The organism is Rhizobium sp. LjRoot30, assembly GCF_964253915.1.
GTDB lineage: Bacteria > Pseudomonadota > Alphaproteobacteria > Rhizobiales > Rhizobiaceae > Metarhizobium.
In genome coordinates, this window is record NZ_CAXUSG020000017.1 from 18013 (window position 1) to 35496 (window position 17484).

At 63.2% G+C, this 17484-nt stretch carries 16 protein-coding genes; all 16 read left to right on the forward strand.

Annotated elements, in window-relative coordinates; translation table 11 throughout:
• The first annotated feature begins 74 nt into the window (after positions 1-74).
• Positions 75-704 carry a phage distal tail protein, Rcc01695 family gene (locus tag ACSQ3I_RS24350; RefSeq protein WP_436003260.1) on the forward strand — a complete coding sequence of 210 codons (630 nt, stop codon included), beginning with the start codon at positions 75-77 and terminating at the stop codon, positions 702-704.
• Positions 701-1591, forward strand: coding sequence for a DUF2163 domain-containing protein (locus tag ACSQ3I_RS24355; protein WP_436003262.1), 891 nt, complete (start codon positions 701-703; stop codon positions 1589-1591). The genes ACSQ3I_RS24350 and ACSQ3I_RS24355 overlap by 4 nt, the downstream gene beginning before the upstream one ends.
• Complete coding sequence (locus tag ACSQ3I_RS24360; protein ID WP_436003264.1) at positions 1588-2031, forward strand: NlpC/P60 family protein; 444 nt, start codon at positions 1588-1590, stop codon at positions 2029-2031. Before ACSQ3I_RS24355 ends, ACSQ3I_RS24360 begins: the two co-directional genes overlap by 4 nt.
• 134 nt (positions 2032-2165) lie before the next feature.
• Positions 2166-6014 carry a baseplate multidomain protein megatron gene (locus tag ACSQ3I_RS24365; RefSeq protein ID WP_436003266.1) on the forward strand — a complete coding sequence of 1283 codons (3849 nt, stop codon included), beginning with the start codon at positions 2166-2168 and terminating at the stop codon, positions 6012-6014.
• A gap of 18 nt (positions 6015-6032) precedes the next feature.
• Positions 6033-6245 (forward strand): hypothetical protein, encoded by a 213-nt coding sequence (locus tag ACSQ3I_RS24370; protein ID WP_436003268.1) that lies wholly within the window; start codon positions 6033-6035, stop codon positions 6243-6245.
• A gap of 117 nt (positions 6246-6362) precedes the next feature.
• Positions 6363-6611 (forward strand): hypothetical protein, encoded by a 249-nt coding sequence (locus tag ACSQ3I_RS24375; RefSeq protein WP_436003270.1) that lies wholly within the window; start codon positions 6363-6365, stop codon positions 6609-6611.
• A gap of 58 nt (positions 6612-6669) precedes the next feature.
• A complete protein-coding gene (locus tag ACSQ3I_RS24380) occupies positions 6670-7341 on the forward strand; it encodes a response regulator transcription factor (protein ID WP_436003272.1) in 672 nt (223 codons plus the stop codon).
• A gap of 29 nt (positions 7342-7370) precedes the next feature.
• Entirely contained in the window at positions 7371-8777 is a 1407-nt protein-coding gene (locus tag ACSQ3I_RS24385) for a sensor histidine kinase (protein ID WP_436003376.1), read from the forward strand.
• A gap of 114 nt (positions 8778-8891) precedes the next feature.
• A complete protein-coding gene (locus ACSQ3I_RS24390; RefSeq protein ID WP_436003274.1) occupies positions 8892-9323 on the forward strand; it encodes a hypothetical protein in 432 nt (143 codons plus the stop codon).
• 115 nt (positions 9324-9438) lie between these two features.
• The gene (gene ccmI / locus ACSQ3I_RS24395; protein WP_436003276.1) at positions 9439-10587 is read left to right on the forward strand and encodes a c-type cytochrome biogenesis protein CcmI; all 1149 of its coding nucleotides are present in this window, start codon (positions 9439-9441) and stop codon (positions 10585-10587) included.
• Positions 10584-11033: a cytochrome c maturation protein CcmE gene (gene ccmE / locus ACSQ3I_RS24400; RefSeq protein WP_436003278.1), complete on the forward strand. Its 450-nt coding sequence runs from the start codon at positions 10584-10586 to the stop codon at positions 11031-11033. Before ccmI ends, ccmE begins: the two co-directional genes overlap by 4 nt.
• Positions 11030-13018: a heme lyase CcmF/NrfE family subunit gene (locus ACSQ3I_RS24405; protein WP_436003280.1), complete on the forward strand. Its 1989-nt coding sequence runs from the start codon at positions 11030-11032 to the stop codon at positions 13016-13018. The genes ccmE and ACSQ3I_RS24405 overlap by 4 nt, the downstream gene beginning before the upstream one ends.
• Positions 13015-13488, forward strand: coding sequence for a cytochrome c-type biogenesis protein (locus tag ACSQ3I_RS24410; protein WP_436003282.1), 474 nt, complete (start codon positions 13015-13017; stop codon positions 13486-13488). The genes ACSQ3I_RS24405 and ACSQ3I_RS24410 overlap by 4 nt, the downstream gene beginning before the upstream one ends.
• A gap of 136 nt (positions 13489-13624) precedes the next feature.
• Positions 13625-15178: a Do family serine endopeptidase gene (locus ACSQ3I_RS24415; protein ID WP_436003284.1), complete on the forward strand. Its 1554-nt coding sequence runs from the start codon at positions 13625-13627 to the stop codon at positions 15176-15178.
• 157 nt (positions 15179-15335) lie between these two features.
• Positions 15336-16025: a response regulator transcription factor gene (locus ACSQ3I_RS24420; protein ID WP_436003378.1), complete on the forward strand. Its 690-nt coding sequence runs from the start codon at positions 15336-15338 to the stop codon at positions 16023-16025.
• 19 nt (positions 16026-16044) lie between these two features.
• A complete protein-coding gene (locus ACSQ3I_RS24425; RefSeq protein ID WP_436003286.1) occupies positions 16045-17457 on the forward strand; it encodes an ATP-binding protein in 1413 nt (470 codons plus the stop codon).
• The last annotated feature ends 27 nt before the right edge of the window (positions 17458-17484 follow it).

Here is a 17484-nt window from a genome sequence, read left to right on the forward strand (position 1 = left end):
TCTTGTCCGATCGCCCTCAGGGCGGGCGACATGTTTTCGGGCGCGGGCGGCTGGTTTTGAACAAGGAGACGGCCATGGGGTTTCATGAGGTGCGATTTCCGTTGCGGCTGTCGCTGACGACCGGCGGCGGGCCGGTGCGGCGGACCGATATCGTCAATCTTTCCAACGGGCGCGAGAGCCGCAATCGTCGATGGCGGGAGGCACGGCGTAGTTATGATGCCGGTTCGGGGGTGCGCTCGATTGCCGATCTCTATGAGGTGCTGGCTTTTTTCGAGGCGCGGGGCGGGGAGTTGAACGGGTTCCGTTTTCGCGATCCGTTCGACCATGGTTCGGCGCCGCCGGGAATGACGCTGGATGCGTTGGACCAGGTGATCGGCACGGGGGACGGGGCCACAGTGGTCTTCCAGCTTGCCAAGACTTATGGCGATGCCGGCGGGGCCTTTCGCCGGGTGATCACCAAGCCGGTGGCTGGCAGTGTGCTGGTTGCGGTCGATGGTGTGGCGGCGGGTGGTGTGAGTTGCGATTATACGACCGGGGCCGTGAGTTTTGCGCCGGGCAGCGTGCCGGCGAGCGGAGCGGTGGTGACGGCGGGGTTTTCCTTCGATGTGCCGGTGCGGTTTGCCACCGACCGGATCGATATCAATCTGCAGGCTTTTGATGCCGGCCGGATCCCGACCATTCCGCTGATCGAGGTGATGCCATGAGGGCGATTCCGGCGGGATTGAAGGCGCATCTCGACAGTGAGACGACAACCGTTTGCCACGCCTGGCGGGTGACGCGGCGCGACGGGACGGTGCTTGGTTTTACCGAGCATGATCACGATCTCGTTTTTGCAGATACGCTGTTTGCTGCGGCAACGGGGTTTGCCGCCAGCGAGACGCAGCAGGCTGCCGGGCTTTCGGCCGAGGCAAGCGATGTTTCGGGCGGTTTTTCCAGCGCGGCCATTCGCGAGGAAGACCTGATCGACGGGCGCTACGACGGGGCGCGGGTGGAGGTTTTCCTCGTCAACTGGGCGACGCCGGCGGAGCACATGCTTTTGAGGGTGCAGGAGATCGGGGAGGTGACGCGTACGGCGGGGGATTTTCGCGCCGAGTTGCGCAGTTTCACCCACCGGCTCGGGCGTGACCAGGGGCGGCTCTTCGGGCGGCGCTGCGACGCAACGTTGGGGGACGGACGCTGCGGCGTGAACCTTGCCTTGAGTCAGTACCGCGGCACCGGGGAAATCCTGGCGGTGGTGGATGCCACGCATCTGCGTGTCAGCGGGCTTTCCGAGTTTGCCGCGGGCTTTTTTCGCTATGGGGTGCTGACATTTGCGAGCGGCAGGCATGCCGGGATCTCCGTCGATATCGATGGGCATGCGATCGAGGGAAGCGCGGTGGAGCTGGTGCTCTGGTTGCCGATGGCGCGGTTGCCGGAGGTGGGGGATACGTTTGCCATCGTTGCCGGCTGCGACAAGGCGTTTTCGACCTGCAGGATGAAGTTTTCGAACAGCCTCAATTTCCAGGGGTTTCCGCATATTCCGGGGTCCGACTTTGCCTATTCTTATGCGGATGGCGAGACGGTGCATGACGGGCGGGCGTTGTTCGAATGACGGCCGGGATAGGGAAGCGGGTGGTCGCCTTGGCCGAAGAATGGGTCGGCACGCCCTATCGGCACCAGGCGTCTCTGAAGGGTGTCGGCTGCGATTGCCTTGGGTTGATCCGCGGTATCTGGCGGGAAATTTACGGCTGCGAGCCGGAGGCGCCGCCGGCCTATGCGCCGGATTGGGCCGAGCGTGGCGGCGAGGAGCGGCTGCTATCCGCGGCAGGGCGGCATTTTCTGTCGGTGGTTTCGATGGATGCGGCCTTGCCGGGGGATGTGCTGGTGTTCCGCTGGCGGACAGGCTGTGCGGCGAAACATGTCGGCATCCTGTGCAGGGGCGGGCGGTTCACCCATGCCTATGAGCAGGCGGCGGTGATCCGTTCGCCGCTGGTGCCGGCGTGGCGGCGGAAGGTGGTGGCGGTGTTCCGGTTTCCAGCGGTGGGTGGATGAGGTGGGAAGGATGAGCGGTAAGGTTTTTCCGCGTGGCCCCCTCATCCGGCCCTTCGGGCCACCTTCTCCCCGAGGGGAGAAGGGGAAAGCGGCGGCTTTCGCCGGGTGATTTCGAAAAAAATGCGGGGTGGGTGATGGCGACGATCTTGTTTCAGGCGGCGGGTGCGGCTTTGGGCGGGGTGTTCGGGCCGGTGGGTGCGATCATCGGCCGGGCGGCGGGGGCGCTGGCGGGCAATGTTGTCGACCGGGCGCTGATCAACGGGACGCGGACGATTTCGGGGGCGCGATTGTCGACGGCGCGGATTCCCGGCGCCGATGACGGCACGGCGATCAATCGGCTCTATGGCACGGCGCGGATCGGCGGCACGCTGATCTGGGCGACGCGCTTCGAAGAGGACGTGACCGTCGAGCGGGCAGGCGGCAAGGCGAGCGGGCCGAAGGTCGAGACGTTCAGCTACTTTGGCAATCTGGCCGTGGGGTTGTGTGAGGGGCCGATTGCGGGGGTGCGGCGGGTCTGGGCCGATGGGCGGGAGATCGACCTGACGCAGGTCGAGATGCGTGTCTATCCGGGAACGGCGACGCAGATGCCCGATCCGCTGATCGAGGCGAAACAGGGTGCGGGCAAGGCGCCGGCCTATCGTGGGCTCGCTTATGTGGTTTTCGAGCGGTTGCCGCTCGACGATTTCGGCAATCGCATTCCGCTCTTGCAATTCGAGGTGTTGCGCACTGTCGGGCGGCTGGAGGCGCAGGTGCGGGCGGTGACCGTCATTCCCGGTTCGACGGAACATGGCTACAGCACCGTGCCAGTGACGGAAAAGACCGGAGAAGGCAGTGCGCGGATCATGAACCGGCATGTGCTGTCGCAGGGCACCGACTGGGCGGCATCTATCGACGAGCTGACGGCGGTTTGCCCGAACCTCGAGAGCGTGGCGCTAGTGGTTTCGTGGTTCGGCACGGATCTGCGGGCCGGCGAGTGCCGGATCGTGCCCGGTGTCGAGACGCTGGGGCGCGAGGAGGAGAGCGTGCCGTGGGTGGTCTCGGGCATTGCGCGGGCGGATGCGCATTTGATCAGCACCAGCAATGGCGGTCCGGCCTATGGCGGTACGCCGAACGATGCCGGCGTGGTGGCGGCTATCGCCGACCTCAAGGCGAGGGGGCTGAAGGTGTTTCTTTATCCTTTCCTGATGATGGATGTGCCTGTTGGCAACGGACTGCCGGACCCGCACGGGGGGGCGGAGCAGGCGGTCTATCCCTGGCGCGGGCGGATCACCTGCCATCCGGGACCGGGGCAAACCGGCAGTCCCGATAGGACGGCGGCGGCGCGGACGGCGATCGACGGGTTTTGCGGCGCGGCTGCAGCCGGGGACTTTGTCGTCGACGGTACGACGGTGACCTATGCAGGCGAAGAGGACGAGGGATATCGGCGGCTGGTGCTGCATTATGCCCATCTGGCTGCTGCTGCCGGTGGTGTCGACGGTTTCATCATCGGCTCCGAGTTGCGGGGGTTGACGCAACTGCGCGACGAGACGGGCGCCTTTCCTTTTGTCGGAAAACTGGTGGATATTGCCGCTGCGGTTCGCGGGATGCTGGGGGCAGAGACCAGGATTACCTATGGCGCCGACTGGAGCGAATATTTCGGCTATCATCCGCAGGATGGATCGGGCGACGTCTATTTCCATCTCGATCCGCTGTGGGCGTCGCCCGATATCGATGCGGTGGGCATCGACAATTACATGCCGCTCTCCGACTGGCGTGACGAGGATCTTTCGGCGGACAATCCGGATGGGTTCCTGACGCCGGACGATCATGCCGGGATGATGGCGGCGGTTGCCGGTGGCGAGGGGTTCGACTGGTATTATGCCAGCGATGCGGACCGCCGGGCGCGGCTGCGTTCGCCGATCACCGACGGGCTGGCCGGCAAGCCCTGGGTTTTCCGTTACAAGGATATCGAGAACTGGTGGTCGCGGCGGCATCACGAGCGTATCGGCGGGGCGGAGCTTGCCGCGCCGACAGCGTGGACGGCGAAGATGAAGCCGATCTGGTTTACCGAACTCGGCTGCCCGGCGATCGACAAGGGGGCGAACCAGCCGAACGTCTTCGTCGATCCGAAATCGTCGGAATCGGCGGCGCCCTACTTTTCCAATCGCACGCGGGCCGACAGCATGCAGCGGCGGTTTCTCGAAGCGCATCACGATTGGTGGTGCGGGCCGGCGGCGCCGGATGACATGGTCGATCCGGCGCATATGTTTCTGTGGACCTGGGATGCGCGGCCGTTTCCGGCCTTTCCGAAGGATCTCAGGGTCTGGAGCGACGGGCCGAACTGGCAGACCGGGCACTGGCTGACCGGCCGGCTCGGGGCCGGGACGCTGGCTGACGTGATTGCGGCGATCCTTCGGGATCACGGTTTTGTGGACTTCGATGTTTCGGAGGTGAGTGGTGACCTGCCGGGATACGTGCAGGGCGAGATCATTTCGGCGCGGGGGCTGCTGGAGCCGCTGCTTTCCGTCTTTCAGGTGGATGCGGTCGAGGATGGGGCGGTTCTGCGTTTTCGTTCCCGCGCCCGGGCGAGCCGGCCGGCTTCGCCGCGGAGCGTGCTGGCTGATTTCGACGGCGAGCCATTGTGGGTGGAAGAGCGCGGCCATGATAGCGATTATGCCGGCGAGGCGATCGTCGGGTTCTACAATCCGTTCCTCGACTATGAGCAGGCGAGCGCGCGTTCGCGGCGGGTCGCGGCCAGCAACGACCGGGTGCTGCGTTACGATCTTGCGGCGGTGCTGCCGGAGGAGACGGCGCTGATCGGGGCGGAAGGCCTGTTGCGGGATCATCTGGTGTCGCGGCGGTCGGTGATGCTGTCGCTGCCGCCGTTCGATCTGGACGTGCAGCCGGGTGATGTGATTTCGCTGCCGGACGGGCCGGAGGGGAGTTTTCTTGTATCGAGGATTACCGATGGCGCAGCGCGGCGGATCGAGGCGCGGGCTGTTTCGCCCGCCGCCGGTATCCGTCCGCCGGCCATGAGCGAGGTGCCGGTGCCGGACGACGGTGCTGCAGCCGCCTTTGCGCCGGTGGTAATGCTGATGGATTTGCCGCGTTACGAGAGTGGTGTCGAGGCAGGTTTTGCCCGTGGCGCGGTGCTGACGCGGCCCTTTCGGCGCACGGCGCTGTCCTCCTCCTCGACGCTGGAGGGGTATCGGTTGCGGACGGTCTTCGAGCGGCCGGCGCGGATCGGTACGCTTGCTCACCCCATGATGCCGGGCGTTTGCGGGCGTTTCGACCGGGTGAATGCCGTCGTGGTCGATCTGGCTTATGGCGGGCTGGAATCTCGGCCGGTGGCGGCGGTGCTCAATGGGGAGAATCGGCTGGCGGTATCCTGCTCAAACGGCGTCTGGGAAATCGTCGGATTTTGCCATGCGGAAGAAGTATCGGCCGGCCGGTGGCGGCTGACGAATTTGCTGCGCGGCCTGGCGGGGAGCGAGGATGCGATGGCGGCGGGTGCTGTGATCGGTGCGCGTGCGATCGTACTCGATGCGGCGGTGAAGCCGGTCGGGTTGACGGCTGATGAGGCGGGGTTGGCGCTCAACTGGATCGTCGAGCCGCTCGGCGCGGCGGCCGGGGCGGTTGCACCGGTTTCTTTCTCCGGCGGAATGCGGGCGGAAACGCCTCTGGCGCCGGTGCATCTGCGGGCTTTGCGGATGGCGGACGGCGATGTGCGGTTCGGCTGGGTGCGGTGCGGGCGGATCGACGCCGACGACTGGCAGGCGGTTGATATCCCTCTCGACGAACCGGAGGAGCGCTACCGGCTGGAAATCCTCTCCGGCGGCACGGTGGTGCGCCAGGTGGAGACGACGGCTGCGGCCTATCTCTACGGCGCTGCGACGGAGATGGGGGATTTCGGTACTGCGCAGTCCGGCTTTTCCATCCGTGTCCGGCAGATGGGGCGCAAGGTGGCGCAGGGACTGGCGGCAACGGCCTATGTTTCACTTTAAATTGAAGGAGAAAACGGCATGACGGATCTGAAGGAATGGTATCGTTCGAAGGCGGTGTGGGGTGCGCTGGTCGCCATTTTCGCGTCCTTGACACAGTTTCTTGGTATCGAGCTTGGGGCCGAGGACCAGCAGGCGCTGGCCGATACGCTGGTGACGCTGGCGGGCGCCGTGGGTGGTCTGCTGGCGCTGTACGGGCGGCTTTCGGCGCGCAATGTGATCGGCAAGCGTTGAGGCCTGGCGGGCGTCTTGGTAAAACTCCGGTTAAGGCGAGGCGCCCATTCATTTGCCATTCAGGCGGGTTGCGTTAAGTATATAGCCTAGAGTGCGTTTATTGATGGAAGTATGAGGATGGCATCTCCGGCGATCTTGGCGACCTTGGTGGCCGGCCTGACGGTTTCCGCTCCGGGCGTGGACGGGCGCAACCAACTCGTGCTGTCCGACGGGGATTGCTCCGCCGCCGCCGCCCAGGTGGTTGCCGAAACCGGCGGTCAATTGCTTTCCGCACAGCCTTCCGGCGATTCCTGCGTGATTACCGTGCTTGTTCAGGGCAATGGTAGCGAGCGGCCGCGCAAGGTCCGCGTCAAGGTGCCGATGTAGGCGCCGCCGGCATCGCGACCGGACATTCAATCGCAAGCAACAGGGGATAGACGGCACGATGCGCATTCTGGTGGTCGAGGACGACATCAATCTCAATCGGCAGCTTTCGGATGCGCTGAAGGAAGCCGGTTACGTCGTCGACCAGGCGTTCGACGGCGAGGAAGGCCACTATCTCGGCGATGCCGAACCTTATGATGCGGTTATCCTCGATATCGGCTTGCCGGAGATGGACGGCATCACCGTGCTCGAAAAGTGGCGGGCGAACCGCAAGACGATGCCGGTGTTGATCCTGACGGCCCGCGACCGCTGGAGCGACAAGGTGGCCGGCATCGATGCCGGGGCGGACGATTATGTCGCCAAGCCGTTTCATGTCGAGGAAGTCCTGGCGCGCATCCGGGCTTTGATTCGCCGGGCTGCGGGGCATGCTTCGTCGGAAATCGTCTGCGGGCCGGTGCGGCTGGATACCAAGAGTTCGAAGGCGAGTGTCAATGGCGTGCAGCTGAAACTGACCTCGCACGAATTCCGGCTCTTGTCCTATCTCATGCATCACATGGGTGAGGTCGTGTCGCGCACGGAACTGGTCGAGCATATGTACGATCAGGATTTCGACCGTGATTCCAACACCATCGAGGTTTTCGTCGGGCGGCTGCGCAAGAAGATGGGCGTCGACATGATCGAGACGGTGCGCGGACTCGGCTATCGCATGCATGCGCCGGAAAGCGCCAAGTAAACCTCTCGCGAGAAGGGGCCTTTGCCTTGATGTCTTTCGGCCCGAAATCGCTGACTGCCCGCGTGTTGCTTCTGGCGACGCTATGGTCGGCGGCGGCGCTTGTCGCCATTGCGGTGGTCATTTCGACACTCTATCGGGAGAGTGCCGACCGCGGTTTCCAGGATTTGTTGCGGGCACAGCTCTACAACGTCATCAACTCGATCTCCATCGGTGAAAACAGTACGATCGCCGGCAATCCGGCGTTGGGTGACCTGCGTTTCTCCCAGCCGAAAAGCGGATGGTACTGGATCGTCGAGCCGCTGGGGACGTTTTCGGCCGGGCCGCTGGTGTCGTCGTCGCTCGGCCTGTCCAATCTGGCGGTGCCTTCGGTGGCCGATGTGCCGTTCGATACCAACTATGAGCGCTTCTACGTGCTCGACGACGGCAGCGGCAACAAGATCCAGGTGGCAGAGACGGAAGTGGTGCTCGACCAGGAGGGGCGCGCGGCACGGTTTCGTGTCAGCGGTAACCTGGCGGTGGTCGAGACCGACGTGCGGGCTTTTTCCAACAGCCTTTATCTGGCGCTGGCGGTGTTCGGCGTCGGCAGTCTGATCGTCAATGCTCTGGCCATTCTTTACGGTTTGAAGCCGCTCGATCATGCGCGCGGCGCGTTGGAAAAGATCCGGGCCGGCGAGGCGGAGAGGCTGCGGGGCGACTTTCCGCGGGAAATCCAGCCGCTGGCGAGCGAAATCAATGCGCTGATCGATAGCAACCAGCGTATCGTCGAGCGGGCGCGCATGCAGGTCGGCAACCTCGCGCATTCGTTGAAGACGCCGATTGCGGTGCTGCTCAACGAATCACGGTTGCTGGAAAAGCAGCAGGGCGAACTGGTACGCAACCAGGCCGAGGTGATGCAGGGGCAGGTGCAGTCCTACCTCAACCGCGCCCGCATTGCCGCGCAGCGTGATTCGGTGCTGTCGCGCACCGAGGCTGAGCCGGCTTTGGAGCGGTTGCTGCGCGTCATGCGCCGACTGAACGGCGAGAAGGAATTCGAGCTTTCCATCCTGCCCGCCAATCTGGTTTTTGCGATGGAACAGCAGGATGTCGAGGAAACCGTCGGCAATCTGCTTGAGAATGCGGCGCGATTTGCCGAACAACGCGTCAAAGTGTCGGTCGCGCCAGCGCCGGCCGATATCCGCGGCGGCGATCCCTTGCGCCGCTCCTGGCTGGAACTGGTGGTGGAGGACGACGGCCCAGGGCTCGATGCCGACCAGATCCGGGAAGCGATGAAACGCGGCAGGCGACTCGATGAAAGCAAGCCGGGCACCGGCCTCGGCCTTTCGATCGTTCGCGAGATTACATCCGAGTATCAGGGCCTTTTCGATCTCTCCCGCGGCGAACAGGGCGGGCTTAAAGCGCGATTGATCCTGCCCGGTGTGGTAAAGGAGGTTGCATGAGGGGGCCGAGGATGTCAAAAATAGCTAACGGCCATAATGATGCCCCACGGAACTCTCACTGGTGCGAGGACGTAATAATTGACGAATGCCTCTGGCAAAAACTGGTTTGATTCCATGTATTTTTATGCCCGCCGCCTGACCATTCCGGCCGTCCTGTCGCTGAGCGCCCTGATGGCAGGCTGCAGCACCACCGGCAGCACCTCGTCGGGAGGGTTGTTGTCTTCGAACAGGTCGTCGACGTCCGCGCCCTACATTTCGGCCCTGCAGGGCGGTATCGTCAGCCGCAGCGGTGTCGAGATCGGCAGCGCCGACCGCCAGCGCGCGCTCGAAGCCGAATACCGGGCGCTGGAAGCGGCTCCTGGCGGGCAGCCGGTTGCCTGGAGCGGGCGCGGTATCAGCGGTCAGGTGGTTGCGGCGGCACCCTATCAAGTGGGATCGCAGAACTGCCGCCAGTACACGCACACGGTGACCGTAGGCGGCACGCAGTCGGTGGCGCGTGGTGCGGCGTGCCGCAACACCAACGGCAGCTGGTCGCCGCTGACCTGACGGAATCGGCATTGATTTGCGTCAAGTCTGGCGGTCTTGCGGCTAAAAGCCTCAAAACACAGTTGTGAGCCGTTTGACTGTTGGAATATCGGGCTGCTTGACGTAATTGGTCGCTATGTTGTTCTGGATCATCGTGGCTATACTGACGGCGGCCGTCGCCATTGTCCTGCTCCTGCCGCTGCTGCGCGGGGCAAGGGACAGAATATCCGATCGCGCCGGCGAGGCTGCAGTCTATCGCGACCAATTGAAAGAGCTGGAGCGCGACCAGGCGCAAGGCCTGATTTCCGCGGATGAAGCCGAATATGCCAGGGCCGAGGTCGGACGGCGCCTGATCGCCGTCAGTTCCGATGCGGAGAAGCAGGTCGGGCAGGGCTCCGGACTCAGGCGCGTGCGGCTGGCGGAACTCGTCGTCATCGTGACGCTGCCCGCCGTCGGGCTCTGTCTTTACTCCATAACCGGCAGCCCGGAGCTGCCGTCGCAGCCGCTCGAGGCGCGGCTTGCCAATCCCGGCGACGATATGGGCATCCTCGTCACCAAGGCGGAACGTCATCTGGCGCAGAATCCGGATGATGGCGCAGGCTGGGATCTCTTGGCGCCGATCTATTATCGCAGCCTCCGTCTCGGCGATGCCGAACTCGCCTATCGCAATGCCATCCGACTGCTCGGCGGCAATGCCGAACGCTGGAACGGCCTCGGCGAAACGCTGATCGCTGCGTCTGACGGCATCGTCACCGACGCTGCGCGGGCTGCCTTCGAAGAGGCGCTGAAGCTCGACAGCGGTAATTTCCGCACGAAATTTTATCTGGCGCTGGCGCTGGAACAGACCGGCAAGCAGACGGAAGCCAAGGTGGCTTTCGAGACGCTGGCGAAAGAATCGCCTGCGGATGCGCCTTGGATCCCGCTCGTCAACGAACATATCGCCAAGAACGGCGGCGCGCCGCTGGCGACTGCCGGTGCCGAAAAACCTCTCGGCAACCCGACCGCAGAGGATGTGGCTGCGGCCGAAAACCTTGAGGCGGGCGACCGCCAGCAGATGATCGAGGGCATGGTGGCGAGCCTCGATGCCAAATTGCAGGAAGATCCTAAAAATTTCGAAGGATGGATGCGGCTGATCCGTTCCTATGGCGTGCTCAAGCAGCCGGAAAAGGCGGCGGACGCGCTGAAGCGTGGCCTCGCGGTGTTTCCGGCCGATAGCGCGGAGGGCAAGCAGTTGCTGGCCCTGGCGCAAAGCATGGGCCTCGCGACGGAGGGTAACGAGCAATGACCCGGAAACAGAAACGGCTGGCGATCATCGGCGGCGGCATGAGCTTCATCCTGGCGGCGGCGCTGCTGGTGATGTTCGCCTTCGGCCAGTCCATCGCCTATTTCTACATGCCGGCGGATCTTGTGAAGACGCAGGTGCCGCCGGAAACGCGCATCCGGCTGGGTGGCCTCGTCGAGAAGGGTTCTGTAGCGCGCGGCGACGGATCGACGGTGAGTTTTACCGTGACCGACAACGAAAATACCGTCAAGGTGACTTATACGGGCATTCTTCCGGATCTTTTCCGCGAGGGGCAGGGCGTTGTCACCGAGGGCAAGTTCGTCGCCGGCAGCGAGGTGTTCGTCGCCGACAGCGTGCTTGCGAAGCATGACGAGAATTACATGCCGAAAGAGGTTGCCGATCGCCTGAAGGAACAGGGCGTCTGGGAGGGGCAGGAGCAGACCCAATGAGTGTCGAGCTTGGTCATTACGCACTGGTGCTGGCGCTTGCCACGGCGATCGTCCTGTCCATACTGCCGATCTGGGGGGCGTGGCGCGGCGACCGGCCGATGATGGAACTGGCAACGTCGGGTTCGCTGGCATTGTTCGGCCTCGTTGCATTCTCCTTCGCCGTGCTGACGCAGGCGCATCTGACATCGGACTTTTCGGTGAAGAATGTCTGGGAGAATTCCCATTCGCTGGTACCGTTCATCTTCAAGTTTTCCGGCGTCTGGGGCAACCACGAAGGCTCGATGCTGCTATGGCTGTTGATTCTGGTGTTTTTCAGCGCGCTGGTGGCGCTGTTCGGCCGAAACCTGCCGGATACGCTGCGGGCCAACGTGTTGGGGGTGCAAGCCTGGGTCACCACGGCCTTCACGCTGTTCATCCTTTTGACCTCCAATCCTTTTGCCCGGCTAAGCCCAGCGCCGCCGGAGGGACAGGACCTCAATCCGGTGTTGCAGGATGTCGGTCTCGCCATTCATCCGCCGCTGCTCTATCTCGGCTATGTCGGCTTTTCCGTCTGCTTCTCCTTTGCCATCGCGGCGTTGATGGAAGGTCGTATCGACGCCGCCTGGGCGCGCTGGGTGCGACCATGGACGCTGGCGGCATGGACCTTCCTGACGGCGGGCATCGCCATGGGGTCCTACTGGGCCTATTACGAACTCGGCTGGGGTGGCTGGTGGTTCTGGGATCCGGTCGAGAATGCGTCTTTCATGCCGTGGCTTGCCGGCACTGCGCTGCTGCATTCCGCCATCGTCATGGAGAAGCGCGAAGCCTTGAAGATCTGGACGATCCTGCTGGCGATCCTGACGTTTTCGCTGTCGCTGCTGGGGACGTTCCTGGTTCGCTCCGGGGTGCTGACCTCGGTGCATGCTTTTGCTACCGATCCGAGTCGCGGTATCTTTATCCTCTGTATTCTCGTGCTGTTCATCGGCGGGGCGTTGGCGCTGTTTGCCTTCCGTGCGCCGCAGCTCAATTCCGGTGGCCTGTTCGCGCCGATCTCGCGCGAGGGCGCGCTGGTGCTGAACAACCTGATCCTGACGGTGTCGACGGCGACGGTGCTGATCGGTACGCTTTATCCACTGCTGCTGGAATCGCTGACGGGGGAGAAGATCTCGGTCGGTCCGCCCTTCTTCAACATGACCTTCGGGCTGCTGATGATCCCGCTGCTGCTGGCCGTGCCGTTCGGACCGCTATTGGCATGGAAGCGCGGTGATCTTCTCGGCGTGCTGCAGCGGCTGTATGTGGCGGCGGGTCTGGCCTTTTCCGTGGCGCTGGTTTTTTATTACGTCGAGAACGGCGGCCCGGTGATGGCGGTGCTGGGTCTCGCGGCCGGGCTTTTCCTGGTGTTCGGCGCGGTGACGGATCTCTGGATGCGCGCCGGTGTCGGCAAGCTGGCGACGGGTGTGGCCTGGCGCCGGCTGATGGGCCTGCCGCGATCGGCCTTTGGTACGGCGCTTGCCCATATGGGGCTCGGTATCACCGTGCTTGGCATCGTGGCCGTGACGACGTTCGAGACCGAACATGTGGTGGAGATGAAGCCGGGCATGACGGCAGAGGCGGGCGGTTACACGCTTGCTTTCGACGGGATGCGTTCGGCGGTCGGGCCGAACTATACCGAGGATCGCGGGCATTTCACCGTCAGCCGTGGTGGCGCGACGGTTGCCGATGTCTGGTCGTCGAAGCGGCTTTACACCGCGCGGCGCATGCCGACGACGGAGGCGGGCATCCTGACTTTCGGGCTGAGCCAGCTTTATGTATCCCTGGGTGATCCGATGACGGATGGCGGCATTGTCGTCCGCATCTGGTGGAAGCCCTATATTCTCTGCATCTGGGGTGGTGCGCTGGTGATGATGTTCGGCGGTTTCGTATCGCTGAGCGACAGGCGGCTGCGTGTCGGCGCGCCGAGCCGGCGGGCGAAGCCGGTCAAGGCGGCGCTGGAGGCGGGCGAGTGAGGGCTGTTCTTCTCAGCCTGCGGCGGGCGTTTGTGGTTGTCCTGCTGTTTCTTGCTGCTGCTCCGGCCTTTGCGGTCAATCCGGACGAGATTATTGCCGATCCGGCGCTCGAAGCGCGGGCGCGAAACCTTTCGGCGCAGCTGCGCTGCATGGTCTGCCAGAACCAGTCGATCGACGATTCCAATGCCGAACTGGCGCGCGACCTGCGGCTTCTGGTGCGCGAGCGCATTCGTGACGGCGACAGCGACGAGCAGGTCATCGAATATGTCGTTTCGCGTTACGGGGAGTTCGTGCTGCTGAAACCACGCTTCAGCGCCAAGACCTATATTCTCTGGGCAACGCCATTGATCCTGCTGGCAATCGGGGCGACGGCGATGATCGTTTATGCGCGGGGCCGGACAGCAAAGCCGACAGGGCGAAAATTGTCCGAGGAAGAACAGGCGGCGCTCGACCGGTTGCTTGGAAAATAACTGTCGCGACTGGCGGCGAATATTACGAAAATTTCATTCGCCGGACAGTTCCTAGTAAGGTGCGCACCCCTATATCTTCGTCATCAACTCATGGCCACGACGGGTGGTCAGCCAGATGAACAGAAGGTCTCAGCGCATGCTCAAAGGCAAGATTCCCTCCTACAAAACCCTCCTGAAGGCATCGACGATTGCCGGTCTGGCAGCCGTCATGCTGTCGACGGGTGTTCCCTCCTACGTCCAAAGCTCCTTCGCCGAGGCCGTGAAGATCGATGCGCCGCAGGTGGCGAGCTTTGCCAACGTCGTGGATGCCGTTTCTCCGGCTGTGGTTTCGGTCAGCGTGCAGTCCAACGTCCAGGACGCCTCGCAAGACGAGAATGCCTTCAGCTTCAACTTTGGTGGCCGCGGCTTCGACGAGCTTCCCGACGATCATCCGCTGAAGCGTTTCTTCCGCGAATTCGGCGGTCCTGATGGCGAGCGTCACGGCGAGCGTTTCCGCAGCGGTCCGGGTGGCAAGCATCATCTGCGGCCCACGGCGCAGGGTTCCGGTTTCTTCATTTCGGAAGACGGTTACCTCGTCACTAACAACCACGTCGTTTCCGATGGCGAAGCTTTCACCATCGTCATGAATGACGGCACCGAACTTGATGCCAAGCTGGTCGGCAAGGACAGCCGTACGGACCTCGCCGTTCTCAAGGTCGATGCCGGCAATCGCAAGTTCACCTACGTGCAGTTTGCCGATGACAGCAAGGTGCGCGTCGGTGATTGGGTGGTCGCTGTCGGCAATCCCTTCGGTCTCGGCGGCACGGTGACGGCGGGCATCATTTCGGCCCGTGGTCGCGATATCGGCTCCGGCCCTTATGACGACTACCTGCAGGTGGATGCGGCGGTGAACCGCGGCAACTCCGGCGGCCCGACCTTCAACCTCAGCGGCGAAGTCGTGGGCATCAACACGGCGATCTTCTCGCCCTCGGGCGGCAACGTCGGCATTGCCTTCGCGATCCCGGCATCGGTTGCCAAGGATGTCGTCGCCGACCTAATGAAGGACGGCCAGGTGAGCCGCGGCTGGCTGGGCGTCGAAATCCAGCAGGTCAACAAGGATATCGCCGAATCGCTCGGTCTCTCCGAGGCAAGTGGTGCTCTTGTCACCCGACCGCAGGAAGACTCTCCGGGCCTGAAGGCCGGCATCCAGAAGGGTGACGTGATCACCGCTGTTAACGGCGAGACGGTCAAGGATCCGCGTGATCTCGCACGCCGCATCGGTGCCATTGCGCCGGGCGCCAAGGTGGAAATCTCGCTGTGGCGTGAAGGCAAGGCGCAGTCGGTCACCGTCGAACTCGGCAGCCTGCCGAACGACCAGAAGCAGGCTTCCGCCGAAGACGCACAGAAGCCGGCGGAAGATGACGCCACCTCGGCCGAAAAATCGCTGGCGGCACTCGGCCTGACGGTTGCTCCTGCGGAAGACGGCAAGGGCGTGACGATCGTCTCCGTCGACCCCGACTCCGACGCAGCCGACAAGGGCCTGAAGCAGGGTGAGAAGATCACCTCCGTCAACAACAAGGAGGTTACCTCCGCCGATGACGTGACGAAGATCATCAACCAGGCCGCCAAGGACGGACGCAAGAAGGCGCTCTTCCAGATCGAGACCCAGAACGGCAATCGCTTTACGGCGCTGTCGATCGACAAGGGCTGATCTGCGCGGCAGATCCTGCCTATGAGACAGTGGGCTGCGCGGTCGCGAGGTCGCGCAGCTTTTGTTTGTTCCGCATTGTGGGAGCGTCATCATGAACCATGTTGATCAAACTGTTGGCGGCGCGGATTCCGGTTGTTCGCCGAGCGCTCGGGACGGTATGGTCGCCTCCATGAAGATTCTGCTGATCGAAGACGACCTGGAGGCTGCTGCCTACCTGACCAAGGCCTTCCGTGAGGCCGGGATCGTCGTCGATCACGCCAGCGACGGTGAGAGCGGCCTCTTCATGGGCACCGAAAACAGCTACGACGTGATGATCATCGATCGCATGCTGCCGCGCCGTGACGGTTTGTCGGTGATCAGCGAATTACGGCGCAAGGGCGTTCATACGCCCGTCCTGATCCTCTCGGCGCTGGGCCAGGTCGACGACCGGGTGACGGGTCTGCGCGCCGGCGGTGACGATTACCTGCCGAAGCCTTATGCCTTCAGCGAGCTCCTGGCTCGTGTCGAGGTGCTGGGCCGGCGCAAGGGCACGCCGGAGCAGGATATGGTCTACCGAGTCGCTGACCTGGAACTCGACCGCCTGTCGCATGAGGTACGCCGCGGTGGTAAGGAAATCCTGCTGCAGCCGCGGGAATTCCGCCTACTCGAATATCTGATGCGCAATGCCGGCCAGGTGGTGACCCGTACGATGCTTTTGGAAAACGTCTGGGATTATCACTTCGATCCGCAGACGAATGTGATCGACGTGCATGTCTCGCGGCTGCGTTCGAAGATCGAGAAGGATTTCGACCAGCCGCTGCTGAAGACCGTTCGCGGCGCCGGCTACATGATCAAAGATGAGGGCTAAGCTGTCTAGCTCCCCTGGCATGACGACGTTTCGCGTTCTCTACAAGTCGACGGCCGTGCGGCTGTCGGCGCTCTATATTATTCTCTTTGCCATCTGCGCTGCCTTCCTGGTGTTCTACGTCACGGCGCTCTCCGAACGCATTCTCGGTCAGCAGACGCGGGATACGCTGCAGCAGGAAGTGAGCGACATTCAGCGTGCCTACGGTCGCGGTGGCATGAATGCCATGCTGCGGATGATGGAACGCCGCGCCCGGCAGCCAGGCGCCAATCTTTACATCATCGCCAGCCCGACGGGGGAAATCCTGACGGGCAATGTTGCTTCCGTCGAACCCGGCGTGTTCGAAACGGAAGGTTGGACGCTGATCCCGTTCCGCTACGAGCGCTATTCCGAAAGCGGTGCGACGAAGGACAAGCATCAGGCAAATGGCCACGTCTTCGTGCTCGACAACGGTCTGCGGATTCTCGTTGGCCGGGATTTGGGCGAGCCGCAGAAATTGCGCTTCCTGGTGCGGCGTGCCCTGATGGTGGCGCTTGGCGTCATGGGATTGGGGGCATTGGTGATCTGGTTCGGCATCGGGCGCAATGCCTTGAAACGCATCGACCGGATGTCGGCGGCAAGCACGAAGATCATGGCTGGCGATCTGTCGCAACGTTTGCCGGTCGGCGGTTCCGGCGATGAGTTCGACCGCATGTCGGAATCGCTGAACGCCATGCTCGGGCGCATCGAAAAGCTGAACGAAGGGCTGCGTCAGGTTTCCGACAATATCGCCCACGACCTCAAGACACCGCTGACCCGCCTGCGCAACAAGGCGGCGGATGCGATCGGCCGCAAGGACGAGGATGGGCGGAAGGCGGCACTCGAAGGCATCATTGCCGAATCAGACCAATTGATCCGCACCTTCGACGCGCTGTTGATGATTTCGCGGGTGGAGGCCGGGTCGGTGGCCGCGGAGATGTCGTTCGTCGATCTTTCCGCCATCGTCGCGGACAGTGTCGAGCTTTACGAGCCGGTGGCGGAGGAGGCGGGGCTGTCGCTTGTCGCCGATATCCAGCCTGAAGTCGGTGTTCAGGGAAACAGGGAACTGATCGGCCAGGCGATCTTCAACCTCATCGACAATGCCATCAAATACGGTGTCGGCACTGAGGCTGGCGCCAGTATCCGCATGCGTCTCGTCAAGGGAGAGCGCGACATCCGGATCTGTGTCGCGGACAATGGGCCGGGTGTGCCGGCCGATCGGCGGGACGAGGTGACGAAACGTTTTGTCCGTCTCGACGAAAGCCGTTCGAAACCGGGAACAGGACTCGGCCTTTCGCTGGTGGAGGCGGTGATGGAACTGCACAGCGGCCGGCTGGAGCTTTCCGATACCGACCCGGACAATGCAGCCGCACGCGGCTTGACCGCGACGATGGTCTTTCCTGCGCCAGAACAGTGAGATAGATCTGAACGGCAAGGCAATCAG